19 protein-coding genes are annotated in these 19,690 nt (G+C 67.8%); 5 read left to right on the top strand and 14 right to left on the bottom strand.

The window, feature by feature from the left end; genetic code table 11:
• Window positions 1-19: 19 nt before the first annotated feature.
• The 10 genes from E1181_RS11560 to E1181_RS11520 all read right to left on the bottom strand — a co-directional run bounded on the left by E1181_RS11560 (window position 20) and on the right by E1181_RS11520 (window position 6,310).
• Window positions 20-835: an ESX secretion-associated protein EspG gene (locus E1181_RS11560; RefSeq protein ID WP_132673968.1), complete on the bottom strand. Its 816-nt coding sequence runs from the start codon at window positions 833-835 to the stop codon at window positions 20-22.
• Between the two features lie 33 nt (window positions 836-868).
• Window positions 869-2,101 (bottom strand): hypothetical protein, encoded by a 1,233-nt coding sequence (locus E1181_RS11555; protein WP_165944593.1) that lies wholly within the window; start codon window positions 2,099-2,101, stop codon window positions 869-871.
• 126 nt (window positions 2,102-2,227) lie between these two features.
• Complete coding sequence (locus E1181_RS11550) at window positions 2,228-2,755, bottom strand: DUF3558 family protein (protein ID WP_132673967.1); 528 nt, start codon at window positions 2,753-2,755, stop codon at window positions 2,228-2,230.
• Window positions 2,756-2,768: 13 nt separating this feature from the next.
• Complete coding sequence (locus E1181_RS11545) at window positions 2,769-3,161, bottom strand: hypothetical protein (protein ID WP_235876687.1); 393 nt, start codon at window positions 3,159-3,161, stop codon at window positions 2,769-2,771.
• Window positions 3,162-3,299: 138 nt separating this feature from the next.
• A complete protein-coding gene (locus tag E1181_RS32760) occupies window positions 3,300-3,413 on the bottom strand; it encodes a DUF397 domain-containing protein (protein WP_328590877.1) in 114 nt (37 codons plus the stop codon).
• A 196-nt stretch (window positions 3,414-3,609) separates the two neighbouring features.
• Window positions 3,610-3,750 (bottom strand): hypothetical protein, encoded by a 141-nt coding sequence (locus E1181_RS31415; protein ID WP_165944592.1) that lies wholly within the window; start codon window positions 3,748-3,750, stop codon window positions 3,610-3,612.
• 2 nt (window positions 3,751-3,752) lie between these two features.
• The gene (locus E1181_RS11535; RefSeq protein WP_132673966.1) at window positions 3,753-4,802 is read right to left on the bottom strand and encodes a hypothetical protein; all 1,050 of its coding nucleotides are present in this window, start codon (window positions 4,800-4,802) and stop codon (window positions 3,753-3,755) included.
• Window positions 4,803-4,833: 31 nt separating this feature from the next.
• Window positions 4,834-5,133, bottom strand: a complete 300-nt coding sequence (locus E1181_RS11530; RefSeq protein ID WP_132673965.1) for a hypothetical protein — start codon at window positions 5,131-5,133, stop codon at window positions 4,834-4,836.
• A gap of 152 nt (window positions 5,134-5,285) precedes the next feature.
• Window positions 5,286-5,471: a DUF397 domain-containing protein gene (locus E1181_RS11525; protein WP_132673964.1), complete on the bottom strand. Its 186-nt coding sequence runs from the start codon at window positions 5,469-5,471 to the stop codon at window positions 5,286-5,288.
• A complete protein-coding gene (locus tag E1181_RS11520; RefSeq protein WP_132673963.1) occupies window positions 5,468-6,310 on the bottom strand; it encodes a helix-turn-helix domain-containing protein in 843 nt (280 codons plus the stop codon). The genes E1181_RS11525 and E1181_RS11520 overlap by 4 nt, the downstream gene beginning before the upstream one ends.
• A gap of 112 nt (window positions 6,311-6,422) precedes the next feature.
• Here E1181_RS11520 and E1181_RS11515 point away from each other — a divergent pair, with 112 nt between their 5' ends.
• Complete coding sequence (locus E1181_RS11515; RefSeq protein ID WP_132673962.1) at window positions 6,423-6,644, top strand: zinc finger protein; 222 nt, start codon at window positions 6,423-6,425, stop codon at window positions 6,642-6,644.
• 59 nt (window positions 6,645-6,703) lie between these two features.
• On the opposite strand, the gene eccCa is transcribed toward E1181_RS11515, so the two are convergent.
• Window positions 6,704-10,786, bottom strand: coding sequence for a type VII secretion protein EccCa (gene eccCa / locus E1181_RS11510; protein ID WP_132673961.1), 4,083 nt, complete (start codon window positions 10,784-10,786; stop codon window positions 6,704-6,706).
• Window positions 10,787-11,097: 311 nt separating this feature from the next.
• Here eccCa and eccD point away from each other — a divergent pair, with 311 nt between their 5' ends.
• Both eccD and mycP read left to right on the top strand, forming a co-directional pair.
• Complete coding sequence (eccD, locus tag E1181_RS11505; protein ID WP_132673960.1) at window positions 11,098-12,540, top strand: type VII secretion integral membrane protein EccD; 1,443 nt, start codon at window positions 11,098-11,100, stop codon at window positions 12,538-12,540.
• Window positions 12,541-12,554: 14 nt separating this feature from the next.
• Window positions 12,555-13,943, top strand: coding sequence for a type VII secretion-associated serine protease mycosin (gene mycP, locus E1181_RS11500; protein WP_132673959.1), 1,389 nt, complete (start codon window positions 12,555-12,557; stop codon window positions 13,941-13,943).
• A 243-nt stretch (window positions 13,944-14,186) separates the two neighbouring features.
• On the opposite strand, the gene E1181_RS11495 is transcribed toward mycP, so the two are convergent.
• The 3 genes from E1181_RS11495 to eccB all read right to left on the bottom strand — a co-directional run bounded on the left by E1181_RS11495 (window position 14,187) and on the right by eccB (window position 17,323).
• Window positions 14,187-15,281 carry a WXG100 family type VII secretion target gene (locus E1181_RS11495; RefSeq protein ID WP_132673958.1) on the bottom strand — a complete coding sequence of 365 codons (1,095 nt, stop codon included), beginning with the start codon at window positions 15,279-15,281 and terminating at the stop codon, window positions 14,187-14,189.
• Between the two features lie 2 nt (window positions 15,282-15,283).
• Complete coding sequence (locus E1181_RS11490; protein ID WP_132673957.1) at window positions 15,284-15,595, bottom strand: hypothetical protein; 312 nt, start codon at window positions 15,593-15,595, stop codon at window positions 15,284-15,286.
• Between the two features lie 162 nt (window positions 15,596-15,757).
• Window positions 15,758-17,323, bottom strand: a complete 1,566-nt coding sequence (gene eccB / locus E1181_RS11485; protein ID WP_132673956.1) for a type VII secretion protein EccB — start codon at window positions 17,321-17,323, stop codon at window positions 15,758-15,760.
• Window positions 17,324-17,487: 164 nt separating this feature from the next.
• On the opposite strand from eccB, the gene eccE reads away from it, so the two are divergent.
• Together eccE and E1181_RS11475 are read left to right on the top strand one after the other, a co-directional pair.
• Window positions 17,488-18,801 (top strand): type VII secretion protein EccE, encoded by a 1,314-nt coding sequence (eccE, locus tag E1181_RS11480; RefSeq protein ID WP_132673955.1) that lies wholly within the window; start codon window positions 17,488-17,490, stop codon window positions 18,799-18,801.
• A complete protein-coding gene (locus E1181_RS11475; RefSeq protein WP_132673954.1) occupies window positions 18,798-19,529 on the top strand; it encodes a hypothetical protein in 732 nt (243 codons plus the stop codon). Before eccE ends, E1181_RS11475 begins: the two co-directional genes overlap by 4 nt.
• The last annotated feature ends 161 nt before the right edge of the window (window positions 19,530-19,690 follow it).

Genomic DNA, 19,690 nt, shown 5'->3' with positions numbered 1-19,690 from the left:
GGGTGGGGTTCGGGGGTGGTTAGTTCTTGGCTTGGGTTCGTACTTCTGCTACTCGGTTTTCGAGGGCTGCGGTGAGTTCGGGGGCGCCCAGGCCTGCTAGGACGATCTCCGGGCCCACGCCTGGGCGTTGTTGTTGGGTCAGGCCGTAGCGGCCGTCGGGTTCTGGGGCGTCGAACCACTTAAGGACCGCTGAGCGGTGGGTTCGGCCCAGGCGGTCGCGGAGGTTGGCCGTGAACTGGCCGTCGCGGTGGTGCTTGGCCTCGACGAAGGCGCGGAGGGCCTCGGCGGCCGGTGCCTTGCGCGGGCCCGCGGACTGCATGTGGTCGATGTTCTCGAAGTCGTCCGACGGCTTCTGGGCTGCCAAGTCGGCCGACGGGACGGCCAGGCGGGGACGTTTGCCGACGGGCGCGGGCGGCATGCCCTGCACCGCGGCGGCGGCCACCGAGGTTCGCGGCAGGACCGAGATCCGCAGGTCACCGCCGTAGTTCTCGGTGTCGCCGGACTGCTGGACGAGCAGCAGCGCGCCCTGCTCGGTGGCCACCGACAGCAGTCTGAACGGCGATTCGGCGGTGTCGTCGGGCATCCAGAGCCCTTCGATCCACAAGCCCGGTTTCGCCAGCTGCCCGAGGACTTCGGCGAAGCGCTGGGTCAGGCCGTTCTGCCCGAGCAGACCGGCTTTCTGCAGCTCGGGAAGGCTGCGCTGACGCAGCACGGCGCGCTCTTCGAGCGTCTCACCGTGGGAGCGGACGGAGATCGGGAACGGGTACTCGTCGAACCCGCCGATCTCCCAGCACAGGTCGAACCACAGCGGTGGCAGCAGCCAACGCTCGGACACGCTTTCCTCCCCCAGCTGCGCCGAAACCGCTCGTCACTCGCCGAAAACGGGAGGCGCGGTCTTCGGCATGTCGTCCATCCAGATGTCTTCTTGTTCTTCGAGCCACGAGGGACGCTCGTGCTCGTTGTCCTCGGAGCCTTCGCCGCGCTGACCCGCACCGGCACCGGCTCCGGGAGCACCCGCGGCACCACGACCAGCGGCACCCGCACCCGCAGCGCCCGCACCGGCACCAGCGCCGAGACCGCCCATCCCGGCCCGGCCACCAGCGCCCATGCCGCCACCGGCCTTGCCACCGGCACCCATGCCGGCGCCCGCACCGCGAGCACCGCCCATGCCGCCGGCACCACGACCGCCAGCGCCCGCACCGGCTCCCGGCGGCATCCCGCCGACGAAACCGGCCGACGGCCCGCCCGGACCGGGATTCATCCCGGGCGGCGTGCCACCCCCGGCACCAGGACCGGTCGGCGTCGGCGAGGACCACTGCGAACTGCTCTGAGCAGGAGACGAACCACCCGAGGAACCCCCGGCGGACCCACCGCCGACCGACGAGCCGGAGTAGCCACCACCACCGGACCCCGAACCGGAACCGCCAGGAACCGCACCGCCACCCGACCCAGGCGGAGGCGGCGGAGGAGCCAGCGGGTTCACCGGCGGCGGGAACGTCGGAGTGCTCGTGTCGACGGCCTGGTAGCCCTTGCCGTAGACGTTCTCGGCGATCTGCCGCGCCTGCTGATCGGCTTCCTGCTGCTCGCGCATCTGCGCGGCGCCGTCCATGAGGCCACCGGCCGGGCCCATCGCGGTCGCGATCACACCGCGGGTCGTGTCGTACCCGGCGGGCGGCTGCAGGGACGCCTTGGTCTGCTCGGCGGCGACCCCGGCCTCCTGGATCTTCAGGCCCGTTCCGCGCACCGAGTCGCCGAAGGCACGACCCCACTCCTGCAACGGCTTCGCCGCGTTGAACCCGGCCTCGGCCGCCTGACCGCGCATCCCGTCACCTGCTGCGGCGCGGGCCTTCTGGTCGAGGTCACCGAAGATCTCGGCGATGTCGTTGCCCAGCTTCTCCCATGCACGACCGGATTTCGCGATCTGCTCGGGATTCAGCGAAGGCTTGAGCTGGTCGGCGAGCCGGGCCTGGTCCCAGTTCTTCCAGTTGTCCTGCTGGGTGATCGACGCGGGGTCGTGGCCGTTGAGCTGGAGGTTCTGCTGCTGCTGGTTGAGCGCCTTGAGGTCCTGGCGCCCGTCCTTGGCCGCAGCTTCCTGCGCCAACCGAGCCTGTTCCTGCGCAGAGGTCTCACCTCCGGCGAGGCCGGTGAACAAATCGCCGGCGGACGTTGCGACACCGCCGGCCCACTCGGTGAACCCGTTCCCCATGTCGTTCCCCCTCGACAGTTCCTACTTGGGCAGCTTCGGCTCGACGACCTGCGCGATCTCCATCGCCTTGGCGCAGGTGGCGTCGTCGCCCGGGATCTTGTCAGCGCTGTAACCGACCGAAACAGAGACGGTGCCGCCTCCAGCCTCGATGATCTGGCGACAGATTCCCTGCCCCTGCGATCCGCTGGTCACGGCCTTGATCCCGTTGCTCGAACCGACCTTGTTCGGCTCGAAAATGCCGAACTGACCGCGCTGGCCTTGCCAATAGTCCAGCCCGTTGCCCTCGGCCTTGTAGACGGTCAGAACGAAGTCGCCCGCGTCGAAATCGCAACCGGGTTCACCAACGCCTTGGTCGACAGGTTCCCCCGGGCCAGAGGCCCCGAACTTCTGGAGCTCCGTGTCTGAAAGAACGGTGCACGGGTCGAAGCTCGCGAGTTTGTTCACGGGCGCGGGAGCTGGGGTGCCACCAGTGCCGCTTCCGCCCGAACATCCAGCCAGCAGCAGTGCGGCCGCAGCGGCTGATACCAGCGTGATTCCAGTCGTACGCATAACCACCATCAGATCAGACGTTCAGATTTCGGGCGTTCTCGTCATCCGCGTTCTTCATGTCACGTGCGGAATCTCGGTAGGCCTGGGCCATGTCCTTCAGGATCGATTCCATCTTCGTCAGCAACGCGACCAGACCCGTGTCCGGCAAGTTGACCTTGTCCTGGAACTTCTGGCCAAGCTGCCGACCGACGAAGCAGTCACCGTATGCGTTACGTGCAATCAACTGGTCCGTACGCAAACGTTTTTTGCGGAGCTCGTCCGCCTTCTCCTCGTAGACCTTGGCGACGGCTTCGGCCCTCTCCGGGTCCATGACGAGTTGGCCGTTGTCCACGGCGGCACGGAGTCCAGCCGACTGGCCTGCGAGCGCTGAGGCGCCGGCGGCTAAGCCTTCCATCCCGGTGGTCATCGAGAGCCCCCTCCACGTTCGTGATCATGAACGTCACTCAACCGAGCGATCACGAACGCAGAGGGTACAAGTCAGTGACCTGCCGTGGGGCGGGATTCACGGGAGGTAGCTCACACAACAGCCGTTCAGCCCAAGCGGTCAACGAGAACGGCGTAGTCCCGAGAGGAAGTCGGCCCACCTCTGCTGGGGAAACACCAGGACATCGCCGTCGCGGTTCTTAGAATCCCGGACCCCGACGACCTCCGGAGCCACCGCGACCTCGACGCAATCGGCCTGTGCCCCGCTGTGGAAGACTTCATCCAGCCGGATAACTCGCTCGTCATGTCGCCTCGATCTTGTGCTGCTCAAGCATCGCACGCGAGTCGTCAGCGTCAGAGACTTGAGATTCCGACGTTCTGACTGAACGAAGGAAGAGACCGACGTCCCTCGGGGCCGAACCCGGTCCGAGTCAGTCCATCCACTCCGACTCTTGGGGATGCTGCATGTCGTAGTCGAACGATAGCCAAGCCGACCAGGCCCCCAGAGCCAGCAACACCACCACGACAACGATCGCAGCGACCATTAACAACAGCTTCTTCTGCCGCGTCATGTTCATCCTCGGAGCTGTCCGGTCTTGCCGTGGACGTGGAAGTCACGGGCCATGCCCGCGGAGTGGAGGTGGGCGATGTCCGCCTGCTCCATCTCGATGGGCCCCTTCTCCACGTTCGATCGATGTTCGCTGGGGGTGCCCCAGTCATACTCCTTGCGGACCTCGACGCGGTAGTCGACCTGGTCACCGTGCTTTTCCCCGACCAGACGGTATTCGAAGTGGTTGAGGGCGTAGTACCAGTTAAGGTTCTTCGGGCCGTCGTCCGGATTGGGTTTGCTGTCCGACCACGAAGTGGCGAACGAGCCGTCCTCGCCCTTCTTCACCTCGGCGAGGTCTTCGTTGACGTCCTTCTGAAAGTTCGGCATGTCGTCGAGCATCTTCTGGGCGTTGACCTCGTAAGGCTTGCCGCTCCCATCCAGCCAGTGTTGAAGGAGGTCGGCAGCGTCGGTCCACTCGTAGTGGTGTCGCATCATCGCCTCGACGCCCTGCATCTTCAACTTCGTCACATCGTCACCCATGCCTGCCTCGTCCCGGTCGCTACCGAAGATTCGCGACTCCGAATCGAAGTTGTCCTCCGTACCGAAGACCACGCGCAGACCGTTAGCGATGAACTCATCGGCCTCAGTCGCCCGGTCGACCACCTTCTTCACCTCCTTCTCGAGCTCGCCGACGTCACCTGGACCAGAGACCTCCCCGCCGTCGCTGATGCGCGCACCTCGCGCGCTGGCCGCGTCCACGAGCTCGTGCGCTCGGCGCCGCAACTCGGTGAGGCTATCGTTTTCGGCATCGCCCACCAGGACCTTCTCCACGTAGGCGGCTACCGCAGCGGCCTGCTTGGCGACCGCACCGATCTCCCGGTCGATCTCCTTGACGCGATTGCGCGCCGCTGTGGCGGCTTCGCCCTTCCACTTCTCCTCGCCGAGCGGCTTGCCCACCTGTTCATCGAACTCGCGTCCGGCGTCCTGGAGCTTTCCGGCGATCGTGCGCCAACGCTCCGCGAACGTTGACAACGCACGGACGTCCAAGTCGCGCACCTGCCCGAAGTCGACCATTCCCAAGCACCCCCAGTGATTTGCGCGCGTTTCAGAACAGGTGCCGGAACCACTCGACGATCCGGAGTTCGTCATCGTCGTACTGGTCGGCGCTCTCCTCGAACGCTTCCGCAGCATCGTCGAGCTCGTCACGAAGCAGCTCGTTCAGCGCCTCCCAGCGCTGTTGAAGACCTGAGACCCCGTCCGCGATATCCCAGTCATCCAGTGCCTTCCTCACGTCCGCACAAGCGGAATCGGCCGGCTCGAGTTGACTCTTGATTCGATTCGCCACGTCCGTGCAGTCACCGCTCCACCCACGCAGGTCAGCCGGAGTCACCGTGAGATCAGACACGGTTCAAGCCTAGCGACGGGAGGCGTCGTCCATGAGCGAAAAGCCGCATCTTCCAACCGGATCCTTCTCTCGAAGACGCTTCGAGGGGAAGATTTTTAGCGCAGGAGCCAACGTCTCGCACAGCTTGCCGAAGCGAGGAAGGGCGGTGGGACCTAACTCAGACGCCGCAGCACTGCCACGAAATCGACCCAGCGTTCCGCAGGGAACTCCAGGACGTGCCCATCGCGGTTCTTCGAGTCCCGGACGCCTACGCGCTCCGGAGCCATCGCGACCTCGACGCAGTCACCTTCGACGCCGCTGTAGGAGGACTTCTTCCAGTCGGATAACTCGCTCGTCATGCCGCCTCACCCTCGTACTTCCGCAGGTACGAGAGGATTATCGCGCGCGAGTCGTCAGCATCCGTTGCCTGAGATTCCAACGTTTCGACTGAACCAAGGAAGAGACCCACGTCCTCGGGCTCGTCGATGAAAGCACCTGATCGACGGGCCTCGATGTAGACCACGGGCCTTGATCGATCGAACTCGAACAGCAGGAACGCACCGCTCATCCCCGCGTGCGCGCCGATCGACCGCGGGAGAACGCGGATCTCGACGTTGCTGGTGTCGCTGACCTTGAGCAGGTGGCGCATCTGCTCGGCCATGACGCCCGATCCTCCGATCGGCCGGAAGAACACGGCCTCGTCGAGGAAGGCTCGCAGCTGAACGGCGCTGCGTTGGTCCAGGACTTCTTGCCGCTTCATGCGGATCTCGACCCGAGCCTCAGCGGTGTCGTCATCCAGCTCGGACGACGTCATGATCTGCCGGGTGTACTCGCGGGTCTGCAGCAGCCCGGGAACGAGGTTGAGCTGGACGCTCGTGATGCGCTTCGCGCGCTGTTCGGCGTCGAGGAGCGCGGTCAACTGCTCGGGAATCTCGCGGCCGACCTCCCACCAGGCGGGTTCCCGGATCTCGCGGGCCAGCTTGACGAGGCGTTCGCGCTCGGAGCGGTTCACCTTCAGGGCTTTGAGGATCGCTTCGACGCTCTCGACGTGAATGCCCCGGCGCGCGGTTTCGAGTCGGCTGACCTTCGCCTCGGACCAGCCCAGCATTCGCGAGAGCTCTCGCGCGGTCAGCCCCGTCGCGAATCGTGCGGCGCGGAGTTCCTTCGCGAGCGCGCGTGCCCTTGGTGTGTCGGCCATGGCAACAGCTTACGAGCGGCGAAGGGCCTTCCTGACCTCCCTCTTTCGTGTAATTGATCAGCCAGAGCGCCGCTGGCAATCTTGCCAAAATCCAACTCACTGGGGAGTTCCGATGCCTGAATACCTGACCTACGTGTGGCGGCCCGTTCCCGGGAAGCGGCACGCCTTTCCGGTCGCCGCGACCAAGCTCGACCCCGAGGAGACCGCGACCGCCTACTGCGGAGCCGAGGTCGAAGCCGCGAAGCTCCACGATCTCAACGAGATCGCCTGGATCCTCGAACCCACCTGCATGGACTGCTGGAAGCACTTGGCGGACGACCCGCCCGCCAGGTAGCCGCGCAACGAAAAGCCCCCCTCGAACCGGGTTCGAGGGGAGGCTTTTTCAGCGCCTGATCACTGCTGTTGTTCGGTGATCATGGCTGTTTGGATCATCTGCGGGCCACCGCGCAGCGTGCGGCTGACGAGGGTGCCTCGGCCCGGGGGCAGCTGGCGGGACTTGATGTTGGCGACCAGCTGACCGTCGTCCTTGTTCGCGCTCATCGCCAGGCCGGGGGCCGACGTTTCGCGCATCTTGCCGATCAGCGGTTCGTACAACGCGCGTCCCGCACCGCCGGAGTTGCGGGCCAGGATGACGTGCAGACCGACGTCGGCTGCCTGCGGGATGAACTCCGCCAGCGGGGCCAGCGGGTTGTTCCCCTGCGGTGCGACCAGTTCGTAGTCGTCGACGACGACGAACAGTTCCGGGCCCTTCCACCAGGAGCGGTCGCGCAGCTGTTCCTGCGTGACGTCCGGTCCGGGCAGGCGCTTCTTCAGCGAGGCGCAGACGTCCTTGACGTTGCTCTTGAGCTGATCGGCACCGACCGAGTACTCCAGCAGGTGGGAGTTGAGGAAGCCCAGCATCGAGCGCCGGTAGTCCACCAGCAGGATCAGCGCTTCCTTGGGGGTGTAGCGCTCGGTGATGCCCCGCACGATCGTCTTGAGCAGCGCGGTCTTGCCCGATTCCCGCTCGCCGAAGGCGTAGAAGTTCGGCTCGGCGCGGAAGTCCAGGTAGACCGGGTGCAGGCCGTCCTCGTTGATGCCGATCGGCACCAGCTTCGGGTTCGGCTGCTGCTCCGGACGCGGCAGCTGCTGGTAGGGCAGCAGTTCCGGCAGCAGGCGCACCTGCGGAGCCGGACGGCCCTTCCACGAGCTCTTGACCCGGTTGACCAGGTCGGCCACGCCCTCGGAGACGTCGTCGTTGTAGAGCTCCCAGCCCATCCGGGCCGGACGCCGCTCGTCCTCGGCGGCCTGCCCCTCGACCGCGATCCGATCACCGATCTTCTCGCTGTCCACACGCGGCAACGCCGTCAGGAAGTGCAGCTTCGACTCGTGCATACCGCGACCCGGACGGCCCTGCGGCACCTTCACCGCCGCCTTGCGGTCGATCTCCGACTCGCTCGGGTCACCCAGCCGCAGCTCGATGCGCGTCTGGATCAGGTCCTTCATCGCCGGCCGGATCTCCGCCCACCGGGTGGCCGTGATGAACACGTGCACACCGAAGGCCAGACCGTTGGACGCCAGGTTCAGCACGTCCTGCTCGAGGGTCTCGAACTCCTCGCGGAACGCCCGCCACCCGTCGATCACCAGGAACAGGTCACCGTAGGGGTCGTCGTCGAACTCACCACGACGCTTGCGGTTGCGGTAGTCGTTCATGCCCTCGACGCCGTGCTGCTGGAACCGGCCCTCGCGCTCGGCCAGCACCGCCTTGAGCTCGGCGATCGAACGGCGCACCGTGTCCGGGTCACGACGCGAGCCGTAACCACCCACGTGCGGCAGACCCCGCAGCGTGGTCAGCGAACCACCACCGAGGTCCACGCAGTAGAACTGCATCTCCTGCGGCGTGTGCGTCAACGCCGCCGAAGCGATGATCGTCCGGATCGTGTTCGACTTGCCCGAACCCACACCACCGACCACGGCACCGTGACCACCCTGACCCGACAGGTCGAGGGTCATCGCGTCCTGGCGCTGGTGGTACGGAACGTCGATGATGCCGATCGGGATCTGCAACCGGGAGCTGCCCGAGTAGCCGGCGGCGGTGTAGCCGCGGTCGTCGGTGGACTGCAGCGGCGGCAGCAGGGTGTCCAAAGTGGCCGGAGCGTCCAGCGGCGGCAGCCAGACCTGGTGCGCCGGTGGCGCGGCCAGCTTCTTGAACTTGTCGACGATGATCTGGAAGTCGGTGTACTCCGGCTGGGCCTCTTCCTTGACCTCCGGCTCGTCCGACGTCTCCGGTTCCGGGGGCTTCTCGATGAAGTCCGGGATGAAGTAGCGCGGCATCTTCTCGCCGGTGACCGGCGAAGCCCCGCCCAGCATCGTCGGACGACGACCGCTGGTCTGGTGCAGGTGGCCGGAGACGTAGGCCGCGCGGAAGCGGTCCATGCCGTTGGGGTGCTTGAGGTAGCCGTGACCACCGGTGGCCGGCAGGTCTGCGGCGTCCGGAACACCGATCGCCGCACGGGATTCCGCGGCGTTGAAGGTCTTCAGACCGATCCGGTAGGACAGGTGCGAGTCGAGACCGCGCAGCTTGCCCTCTTCCAGGCGCTGCGAAGCCAGCAGCAGGTGGACCTGCAGCGAACGTCCCAGTCGACCGATCATCACGAACAGCTCGGCGAACTCCGGCTGCTGCGAGAGGAGTTCGGAGAACTCGTCGATGACCACGAACAGCGCCGGCAGCGGCTCCTGCGCGTGCTCGTCGCCCGCCTCGGCCATCTTCCGGTAGTCCCAGACGTTCTTCGCGCCCGCCTTGTTCAGGACCTCCTGGCGGCGGTTCATCTCACCGGCCAGCGCGTCCTGCATCCGGTCGATCAGCGAGCCGTCGCCCTCCAGGTTGGAGATCGACGCCGACACGTGCGGGGTGTCGAACCCGTTGAACGTCGCGCCACCCTTGAAGTCGACCAGCACGAAGTTGAGCATCTGCGAGGAGTGCGTGGCCATCAGGCCCAGCACGATCGTGCGCAGGAACTCCGACTTGCCGGAACCGGTCGCACCGATGCACAGACCGTGCGGACCCATACCGCCCGAGGCGGTCTCCTTGATGTCCAGGTGCACGATCTCGCCCTGCTCACCAGGGCCGATCGCGACCTTGTAGAGGTCGTCGGTGGGACGCGGCCGCCACGCCTCGTTGAGGTCGAAGGTGACCACGTCACCGGCCAGACCCAGCTGCTCGATGTAGTTCAGCGGCGTGGTCAGCGGCTCGTAGCTGCCCGAGTCCGTGTCGAGGGCCGGACCACCGGCGACCCGGTACGGGGCCAGCTGGCGGGACAGCGATGTCGCCTCTTCCTCGGTCAGCGTGTCCGGCTTGCCGAACCACTCCACACCGGAACCACCGCGGGCACCGATGCGGTCCTCCTCCACGACCATCCGCATGCCGCGGCGAGCCGTGAGCGGACCCAGCAGGTCGGACAGGTCGATCATCGTGACGCCCGCCAGGCCGCCCTCGACGTAGAGGGCTTCCTCGCGGCTGATCTCGGCGTCGTCGATCAGGATCACGACGTGCGGCTGACCGTCCGGCGGAGCCGCGTTGCGTTGGAAGCGCGGGCGGTCGGCGAGCTGCTCGGAGAGCATGCTCTCGACCGTGGCCAGCGAACCCGCCATCAACCGCATCTGGCCGATGCCGTCGGTCTCGGTGGGGTGCTGCGCGTGCGGCAGCCACTTCACCCACTCCCACTCGCGGCGCGCCTGGCCGGAGCTGGCGACCGCGATGATCACGTCCTCGGGCGTGTGGAAGGTGGCGAGCTGGCAGATCATCGCGCGAGCGAGACCGCGCACCTGCTCCTTGTCGCCCTGCAGGCCCACCGCGGCGAAACCGCGCAGCGACGTCGCGATCGGCAGGTCCTGCACCAAGGAGTGCGCGCGCACGAAGCGGCGCAGCGCCAGCGTGGTGATCGGCTCCAGCTCGTCGACGGGGCCGGTCTGCGGCGGGACCAGGCGGGTCTCCAGCCGCTGCGAACCGCGGCCGACGCGGACCTGGCAGAAGTCGTTGTCGTTGGGGCGGCGCTCCCACATCCGGCGGCTGCCGGCCGCCAGCGACCACAGGGTCTGCGGATCGGGGTGCACCCACTCGCGGGCCAAGCGCTGCTCGTCCGCCGCCTCGCGGGCGCGGTCGCGCATCTGGCCGAGGTACCGCAGGTAGTCCTTGCGGTCCTCGTCCATCTCGGCCTTCTTCTGACTGCCGTCCCGGCCACCGCCGGCCATCATCCCGAACGTTGAGATGAGCATCATCATCGGCATCATCATCATCATCGGGTTGTTCTGGGCCCGCGTGAACATGAAGGCCATCATTCCCAGCGAAGCCACGATCATCAGGCCCGGCAGGACCTTCTGAACGATGTTTCCCGGGATGGTCCGCGGAATCTCCGGCGGTGGTTCGAGGTGCACCTCCCCGCCCGGTGGCCTGGGAGCGGCCAGGCGTGGCGTTCGCTTGAACTGCAGCGTGCTCACCGGACGCAACAACCTTTCTCAGACGTGCCTGAAAACACCAGAAGACCTCCGGTGCTCGTCGAACTCGCAGCCAGCATTGTTCACTGCCGCGCAGCTCTGGATAACGGGGTGCGGCTCAGCGTGACCAACCAGATACCAAGTAGTTGACACGAGTTCCGCCAAACCCGTCACCCGTGGACGGTCGGTGTGGCCATACTAGGGGCGCTCTCCGATCGGGCGGGTGGGTTTCGACAAGAAAACCCGGCCTTGGTTGGATCGAGCCCTCGACAAACGAATGCAAGGCAATCAACTTCAGGGAGTAGGGGGCCCAAGTGGCGACCGGGACCACGGTGTTCAGCCGCGTGACGGTGGTGGCGCCTACAACTCGTATCGACCTGGCGCTGCCTTCAGACGTATCGGTGGCGGACCTGCTGCCGATGCTGCTGGATATGGCCCGCGAGATGACCCCGGACGGCGGTTCGCGGCACGGCGGCTGGGTGTTGGCCAAGCTCGGTGAGAGCGCGGCCCTCGATCCGAGTCAGTCGCTGTCGTCGCAGGGAGTTGTCGACGGCGACATCCTGCAACTGCGCCGCCGGTCGGACGACCCGCCGCCGCCGCTCTACGACGACGTCGTCGACGCGCTCGCGGAGGCCGAACCGGGCAGCTACCGGCCGTGGACCAAGGAGACCTCCGCGAAGGTCGGTCACGCCGCCGGCGCGCTGGGTCTCATCGCCGCAGCCGCCGGTCTCGGACTCGCAGGTCCCGCCGGGATGCTGCACCCGACCACCATCCAGGGCACCACCGCGGTCGTGTTCCAGCTGGCGGCGGCCGTGACCGCGATGGTCATCGCGATTTTCGCGACCGGCATCGGCTCGATGGTCACCCGCGCCTACGCGGCCTCCACGACCGGAACCGTGATCGCCGGTGCCGGTGGTCTGCCGATGGCGTTCGTGGCCGGCTTCAACATGGTTCCCGGCAACACGCTGGAACCGCGGTTGCTGCTGGGCAGCGCGCTGGCGTTCATCTTCGCCTCGATCTCGATCATGGTGATCGGCGCGGGCATCGTGACGTTCATCGCAGCGGCCACCGCAGGTGCTTTCGGCACCATCGCCTTCGCCGTCGCGACGATCTTCACGCAGGTCAGCGCCTCCAGCGTCGCCGCTGGTGCCGGTGCCGTGGCACTGGCCGGGATCTCCCTGCTGCCGCGCATCACCATCCAGCTGTCGAAGCTGCCGCTGCCGCACGTCCCGGGCAGCGCGGAGGACCTCAAGGAGGACTCCGGGTTCCCCGACTACCGGATGATCGAGCGGCAGACCGGACTGGCCCACCAGTACATGACCGGTCTGATCATCGGTTGCGGCGTCGTCGCGGCCGTCGGCGCCATGGTCGCCGCCGCGACCAACCCCATCTGGGGCTCGGCGTTCGCCGTGGTCGTCGCCGCGGTCCTGCTGCTGCGCGGCCGCAACTACGCCAACGGCAGCCAGGCGCTGGCGCTGCTGTTCAACGGTCTGCTGGCCTCGGCCGGCATCGCCGTCGGACTGCTGGTGCAGGTCGCCGACAACCCGGTGTTCGTGGCGGCCGTGTTCCCGCCGCTGCTGATCCTGGGCGGTCTCGCGGTGATCTTCGGCGTGGTGTTCCCGAACCGCCGGTTCTCGCCGGTGCAGCGCCGGATGGTCGACATCCTCGAAGCCGTCCTGATCGCCCTGGTGCTCCCGCTGGCGCTGGCCGCGATGGACCTCTACATGGCCATCCGCGACCTGAACCTGAACTTCTAAGAGGGACCTCGCACATGGGCTTCAAGCACCCCCGCTCTCGCGGCGCACGGCGCGGACTCGCGCTGTGCGCCGCGGTGGGCGTCCTCGGGCTCAGCGGACCGATGGCCCCGGCCCTCGCGCAGCAGGTGGGGCCGCCGCGGCTGGACCCCAGTCAGCAGACCGGGACGTCGCTCAAGCCGCAGAACTTCCCGCAGAAGCAGGGCTGCATGAACGGCAGTCCCGGCAGCACGATCCCCGAGAAGCCCTGGAGCCAGCTGGTCCTCGGTTACGAGCGGGCGCACGAGCTGGGATACACCGGGGCCAACGAGATGGTGGCCGTGATCGACACCGGGGTGAACAACCACCCGCGGCTGGGCTCGGTCGTGCCCGGCGGCACGTCGATCACCTCCGACGGCCGGGGCACGCAGGACTGCGACGGGCACGGAACGATCGTGGCCGGCGTCATCTCCGCCGATCCCGATCCGACCGGTGAGACCGGCTACGTCGGTGTGGCGCCGGACTCGACGATCCTGTCGATCCGGCAGACGTCCAACCTCTTCGTCGACGACCAGACCAACGCCACGGTCGGCACCACCGAGACCATGGCGCAGGCGATCAACCTCGCGGCCTCGCGCGGCGCGAAGGTCATCAACATCTCGCAGTCCTCGTGCCAGCCGATCGCGCAGGCGAGCAGGTACGACGACTACGGCAACCAGATGTTGCACAACGCCGTCAAGAACGCCTACAACCAGGACATCGTGATCGTCGCCGCCGCGGGCAACGTCGGCGGGAACTGCCAGAAGAACTCCCCCGGCAGTCCGTCGACGGCCGTGCTGCCCGCGTGGTTCGACGACGAGGTGCTCACCGTGGCCTCGCTGAACCAGCAGGGAGCGCCGTCGGAGTTCACCGTCCCGGGCCCCTGGGTCGACGTGGCGGCTCCTGGCGAGAACCTGATCGCGCTCGACCCCGGCAACGGCGGCAACGGCCTGGTCAGCCAGATCTCCGAGGGCGAGCAGGGGAAGATGGCCCCGATCCAGGGCACGAGCTTCGCGGCTCCGTACGTGTCCGGGCTGGCCCTGCTGATCAAGCAGAAGTTCCCCACGATGTCGGCGGCCCAGGTCATGGAGCGGATCAAGACCACCGCTCTGCACCCGGGCGGCGTCAACGGGCGCAACGACATCGTCGGCTACGGCATGATCGACCCGATGGCCGCTCTGCAGGACGTGGTCCCGGCCGAGCACGGCAAGCAGGCGCCGCCGAAGAAGCCGACGCACCTCGCGGCGGATGCCCTGCAGCAGAAGGACTTCCCGGCGATCATCGTCGCCATCGGCGGTGCGGGAGCGGGAATCGCGGGCATCGTCTTCACGGCGTTCCTCACCAACGCGGTCCGCAGCGTCCGCGCCCGAGCACGCCAAAAGCGCTGAGGCGCAACCTCCGCTTCGCACGACCGAGAAAGGGCCGTCTCCCAGGGGAGACGGCCCTTTCTCACACCCACACCGCGCGCGCCACACAACGTACATCTCGCCCAAACATGACAACACCCCCAATTCGCGGTGAAGTGTTGCGGCAGCGGGCGGTCTTGGTCCGAACCCGTCCATGATCGATGACCGTTCTGCCTGGTCAGTTCGGACCAGAACCGCCCGTGGCCCTCGCGAGCGCGGAGCGGATCAGCCTCGGGGTTTCGGGGGTGGGGCGTCGCCGACGCCCGCGGTGCCCGTCTCCGGCTTCGGCTTGGCTTCCGCCTTGGGGGCCAGGACCTCGTCGATCGAGGGCTTCGGCGGTGCCGGTTGCAGGGTCGAGGGCAGGTCCAGCTTCCCCGGCGTCGCCTGCGGCTCCTGGGGTTTCTGATCCGACTGGGGCTGCTGGGACTTCGCCGGCTCGCCGAAAACTGCCGGGGGCACGTCCGGTTGGGCGCCGAAGAGGTCGTCCGGGTTGGACTTGAGGCGGGAGGAGTTCTGGCGCTCCTGGTTGCCGCCGCCCCGCTGACCCATCATTCCGCCCATCATGCCCATCGGCATCATGCCCATGCCCACGCCTGCCGCACCCACGGCCGCGCCTGCGGCGATGCCGCCCGCAGCGGCACCGGCACCGGGCTGGTCCTCCTCCTCGGACTCCGCCGAGGCCGCAGTGGTCCCCGCGGGCTGCGTGGTCCCCGCGACGTCGGAAATCCCCGGGACGGCCGGAGTTCCAGCGGAGACCTCGGCCGGGGCCTGAGCCTCCCAGCGGCCGGGTTCGCGGGTCGCGACTCCGGCCATGTCGTCGCAGAGCCGGGTGAAGGCCATGTAGTAGTCCGCGATGGACTCCAGGAGCTCGCGGGCGGGTTCGGCGAGGTCCGCCAGGTGCTTGCGGGCGCGCTCCGCGTCGGCGGCGGTCATGGCGGCCCTGACGTCGTCGGCGGTCCTGGCGACCAGCTCGTTCAGGCGTCGTTCCTGCGCACCGACGCCCTCCGCGGTGTGCTCCAGGGCGTCGGCGAGCCCCGTCATCGCATCGGCGAGGTCCTTGCCCGCCAGCCCGGCGTCGCGGACGTGCGCGACGAACGCCTCCGCGTCCGCGCCCTGCCAGGCCGTGTCGATCCCGCCCAGCTCGCCGTCGACGTCACCGGTGGACTGCTCGACGACCTCGGCGGCCTCGCGCCACACCTGGGCCGCCGCGCGGAAATCCGCCGGCCTGCCCACGAGTTCGTCGATGGCGGTGGACGAGAAGTACGGGACGTCGAGCTCCTCGGCGATGCCCGCGAGGTAGTGCTGGTGCTCGGTCGACATCGTCACGCCTCCTGTCTGCGCAGGTCAACAGCGCTGTCGTCGTCGCCGACGGAGTGGTGGTCGACCACCTCGCGCAGCGCGTCGCCCGCGCTGGTCAGCGTCTCGGCGGCCTTGCGGTGCCGGTCGAGCAGCTGCTCGCACAGCTGCTGATACGCCTCGGGCGCACCGGATTCCCGGCCGATCTCGCCGAAGGACGCACCGGTGAGCTCCACCTCCGCCAGCTTCGCCCGGCCGGTGGTGATGTCCTCACCGGCTTGCGTCACCTGCCGCGCGTGGGTCGACAGCCACTCGATGTCGATCCTGATCCCCGACATCCGCCCACCTCCAAGATCGGATCTCGCTTCCAAGACAAACCGCCCGCAGCTCACCGTGGCTGCGGGCGGTTCGCTCGTTCCCTCGGACGTTCGACACAGGCGGTTCGGTTCCCGGGCGAGGCGAGGGGTTTTCGCTGAAACTCCCCACCTCACCCGCGCGAATCAGCCTCCGGCGGCTCCTCCGGCCTGCGGCTTCGGGGCGGGGCGGTTCACACCGCCCGGCAGGACCGGGACCGAGTCGTAGGTGACGCTGGCGGCGGCCGGGTCGAGGAAGTCGCCGCGCGGAAGGCTCCGCATCAGCCACGACGGACCCGCCTTGATGTCACCGGCGCTCTTGGCGACGCCCAGACCCTGCGCGGTGGCGAGGTCCTTGACGCCGTACTGCACGCCCTGGTCGGAGACCAGGAAGATCGGGCCGCTCTCGGCACCGGCCTCGTTGGACGTGCCGCGGACGACGGCCGCCTTGCCCGCCGCGCCGTAGTAGTAGTCGACCTGCGGGCCCGAACCGTCGAACTGGGCCAGCTTCACCGCCGGCTTGACCGCCGGGGTGCCCTTGTTCAGCGTGACCGTGATCACCTGCGCCCCGCCGACGTTCTTCCAGCTCAGGCAGGACGTGTCGGCCTGCTGGAAGGAAACCGGCTTCGGCACCGACATCGGGAAGTAGTCGAGGTTCAGCGGGTTCTCCGTCCGCTGAGCATCGGTGATGGCACCGGTGACGTTCGGGATCTCGCGGCTGGAGACCTTGCCCGCGTGCAGCACGGCGGCCGCACCTTCGGCGCTCAGCTCCTGCTTGCCGTCCTGCAGCAGCACGAAGAACTGCTCCGGCTCACCGGGAACGCTGCGCTTGACCACGTCACCGACCTTGTAGCGGTTCAGGTACGAGGCGGGCTGTCCTGCACCGTCGATCTCCGGAACCGACAGCTCCGGGACGCTCGGGATCGCGTTGAGCGTGTTGGTGCTGATCGTGCGCGGGGTCACGCCGTTGAGGCCGAAGACGTCGCGAACGACGGTCTCGCTCTTGGCGATCTTCGACTTCACCGCGTGCGTGTTGTCGTCGCGGCCGACCCGGTAGACGAGGTACTCGTCGCCCGAGCTCTGGTCCTTGACGAACAGCGACTGCCTCGGGTCCAGCTCGACGCCGTGGTTGCCGTCACCGCCGATGACGGTCGTCTCGACCTTCGTGGCCGCTTCCACGCGCGAGGAGCTCAGATTCCCCTGCACCTGGCCGACATCGCAGATCGCCCACGACGGTTCCGCCGGGTTGTCCGCGCTCGGCACGTAGGTCGGGGCGTTGACCATGCCGGTCAGCGGGCCGCGCGGGAAGTCCGCCAGCGCCGCTTCCTTGACCGTGGTCGTCGGCACCGCACCGCTGCCCTGCTTACCGCCCTGCTGCATCACCAGAAGCTTCGCCGATGCCATGTTGAGCATCGGGATCAGCCGCTTCTGCGCCTTGTCATCAGAGGTGACGACGAAAACGCTGCCGCTCTCCTTCGCGACGACGATGTTCCCTGGTTCGGGAACCGTGCCCTTGCCGCCGAACAGGCCCCAGACGAGGAACCCGACTACGCCGACGGCCGCCAGCACCGCACCCGCGACCGTGGCCCGCTTGTGCGAGCCCATCGGATCGTGGAGCATCACCGCGTCTTTCCGCACCAGCGCCGACTCCATGCGGCGAAGCACGAACCGATAGGCCTGAACCTGTGACTTCGTTGTGGGTGTTGATGCCATTCTTCGCCTACAGCTCTCCCGTCCGAGGTACGGTTTCGCAGGATAGTCGCTGAGATATACCGAATGGGTGCGGTTCGGCGGACTCCGTCAGTATTCTCTGCACGCGGCTCAACTCCGACGAACGCGTCCGCCGCACCTACCTGCGAGGGGGAGAGACCGAACGGATGTCCGTGCCCACACAACATCCGGCCCAGCCGAAGGCTCCCGGGGCCGTCAGCCCGACCCGCGCCCGGATTCGCGCGCGCCGTCGGCGGATCAACGGCGTGACGCTCGCCGGGATCCCGGCGGCCAACATCGTGCTCATCGAAGTCGGCCTGGGGATCGGCGCCGGCGTCTTCTTGATCAACCCGCGAGACCCCGTCATGTGGTCCATCGCGGGCGGAATCGCCTTGCTGGCCTTGATCATCGCGCTGCTTCGCCGTCGCGGCCGGTGGTTCACGCAGTGGTTCGGGCTGGTGCTCGAATACCGCAGCCGCAACCACACCCGCGCCTCGCAGCCGGCGAACGTCGACATCGCCGAACCCGCTGAGGACAAGGACGGCGACGGCATCATCGGCCCGGACGAGAACCACCGGGTCGCCCTGCTGCGCTTGGTCGTCGAAGACCTCGTGATCGCCCGCACCCAGGACCACGACCGGAACCCGGTCGGAATGTCCTGGCACAACGGCAAGTGGACCGCGGTGCTGATGGTCGAGCCGACCCCCTCGCTGCTCAACCCCGTGGACAACGCGCCGAACCTGCCGCTGGGCGTTCTCGTGCCGTGCCTCGAGGACCGCGGCGTGGTGCTCGACGCGATCCAGGTCATCTGGCACTGCTACCCGGGAAGCGCGGCCCTGCCGTCGAACTCCCCGGCGCTGAACTCCTACCTGGAGGTGCTGGGCCGGCTTCCCGCCGCGGCCCGCCGCACCACCTGGATCGCCGTGCGGCTCGACCCGCAGCGGTGCGCGAAGGCCATCGGCGAGCGCGGCGGCGGTGTGCTCGGCGCCCAGCGCGCGCTGATCGGCGCCTTGTCCCGCGTGCGTTCCTCCTTGGAGCAGCGCGGAATTCCGGCTCGCCCGCTGGACCCCGACGAGCTGCTGCAGGCGGGCATCTCCTCCGCCGAGCTCCACAGCGTGCTCGGTTCGCAGCGGCCCGTGGGTCTCAAGGAGCGCTGGGACGGCGTCACCGCGGGTGGCGTCGGCCACTCCAGCTACGCCATCACCTCGTGGCCGAACCAGATGAACGACAGCCTCAACGCGCTCACCGGCATCCGGGCGCTGTCCACCAGCATCGCCCTGTCGGTCTCGCCGGTCGGTGAGGAGAACGAGGTCGGTCTGCGCGGTCTGGTGCGGGTCTCGGCCCGCACCCCCGCCGAGCTGGACACCGCCGACGCGCGGTTGAAGGCGATCAGCAACCGACTCGGGTTGACCCTCACGCCGCTGCGCGGTTCGCAGCTGGCCGGTTACGCAGCGACGCTGCCGCTCGGAGGTGCGGCATGAGCCGAAGCAGGACGATCGACGTTCCCGGAAGCCAGGGCGTCGCACCGGAGTTCCTCGTCACACCCGAGACGCTGGACGCCATCAGCCCGTCCGGCGACCGCGGTGGCGTGATCATCGGATCCGACCCGCAGGGCGAGGCCCAGGCGGCGTCGATCCTGCGCTCGATGCCGACCCGCATGGTCACCGTCGGCGGTCTCTACCTGGCCCGCCAGCTCGCGCTGCGGGCCATGGCGACCGGCGCGTGGGTGATCGTCGCGACCGGACGTCCCGCCGCGTGGAAGATGCTGGAGCGCGCCGCCGGTGAAACCCCGGACGGCAAGCCCGTTCCGCTGGTGCAGATCCGCCGGCTCGCCCCGTTCGACCTGCCGCGGTCCTCCGAGGACACCCCGCTGCTGGTCATCCACGACGGCGGCGCCGTTCCGCAGGAGCTGTTCCCGCCGCGCGCGCCGTGGCAGACGACCATGTACGTGCTGCCGTACCTGCACCCGCAGGTCAGCAGCGGCACCGCGGCCAACACCGCGGACCTGGTCCTGCTGCAGCGCCTGCCGCTCAACCAGGCCCAGCTCGCCCAGCGCATCTGGAGCCTGCGCAACCACCAGGTGCAGCCGCTCACGCAGCTGCAGGACGACCAGCTCATCGCGCTGGGCAACATGACCTGGACGATGATCCGCCTGGTGACCAACCAGAAGGAGAAGGAGATCCTCGGCCCCATCCGCCGAGGCGACTGACCTCCGCGCTGAACGATGAAGGAGCCCCCGGACCCGGTCCGCGGGCTCCTTCTTTCCCCCTCAAGCCGCCCCGCACCAGGTCACGTCCCGAGCTGGGATTCGAATTTCGCGCGAAATTCGAGTCGCGCGCGTAGCGTTCAAATTTCGCGCGAAATTCGAAT

This window comes from Saccharopolyspora terrae (assembly GCF_004348435.1).
In the GTDB taxonomy this organism is placed as follows: domain Bacteria; phylum Actinomycetota; class Actinomycetes; order Mycobacteriales; family Pseudonocardiaceae; genus Saccharopolyspora; species Saccharopolyspora endophytica.
Note: the sequence above shows the minus strand (reverse complement) of the source record. Positions and strands in the feature narration are given on the sequence as shown.

What these genes read in the sequence shown, in the direction of transcription:
- E1181_RS11550 (WP_132673967.1), bottom strand. Translation starts at nt 2,755, where the DNA reads ATGCGTACGACTGGAATCACGCTGGTATCAGCCGCTGCGGCCGCACTG.
- E1181_RS11545 (WP_235876687.1), bottom strand. Translation starts at nt 3,161, where the DNA reads ATGACCACCGGGATGGAAGGCTTAGCCGCCGGCGCCTCAGCGCTCGCA.
- E1181_RS31415 (WP_165944592.1), bottom strand. Translation starts at nt 3,750, where the DNA reads ATGACGCGGCAGAAGAAGCTGTTGTTAATGGTCGCTGCGATCGTTGTC.
- E1181_RS11535 (WP_132673966.1), bottom strand. Translation starts at nt 4,802, where the DNA reads ATGGTCGACTTCGGGCAGGTGCGCGACTTGGACGTCCGTGCGTTGTCA.
- E1181_RS11525 (WP_132673964.1), bottom strand. Translation starts at nt 5,471, where the DNA reads ATGACGAGCGAGTTATCCGACTGGAAGAAGTCCTCCTACAGCGGCGTC.
- E1181_RS11520 (WP_132673963.1), bottom strand. Translation starts at nt 6,310, where the DNA reads ATGGCCGACACACCAAGGGCACGCGCGCTCGCGAAGGAACTCCGCGCC.
- E1181_RS11515 (WP_132673962.1), top strand. Translation starts at nt 6,423, where the DNA reads ATGCCTGAATACCTGACCTACGTGTGGCGGCCCGTTCCCGGGAAGCGG.
- mycP (WP_132673959.1), top strand. Translation starts at nt 12,555, where the DNA reads ATGGGCTTCAAGCACCCCCGCTCTCGCGGCGCACGGCGCGGACTCGCG.
- E1181_RS11495 (WP_132673958.1), bottom strand. Translation starts at nt 15,281, where the DNA reads ATGTCGACCGAGCACCAGCACTACCTCGCGGGCATCGCCGAGGAGCTC.
- E1181_RS11490 (WP_132673957.1), bottom strand. Translation starts at nt 15,595, where the DNA reads ATGTCGGGGATCAGGATCGACATCGAGTGGCTGTCGACCCACGCGCGG.
- eccB (WP_132673956.1), bottom strand. Translation starts at nt 17,323, where the DNA reads ATGGCATCAACACCCACAACGAAGTCACAGGTTCAGGCCTATCGGTTC.
- eccE (WP_132673955.1), top strand. Translation starts at nt 17,488, where the DNA reads ATGTCCGTGCCCACACAACATCCGGCCCAGCCGAAGGCTCCCGGGGCC.
- E1181_RS11475 (WP_132673954.1), top strand. Translation starts at nt 18,798, where the DNA reads ATGAGCCGAAGCAGGACGATCGACGTTCCCGGAAGCCAGGGCGTCGCA.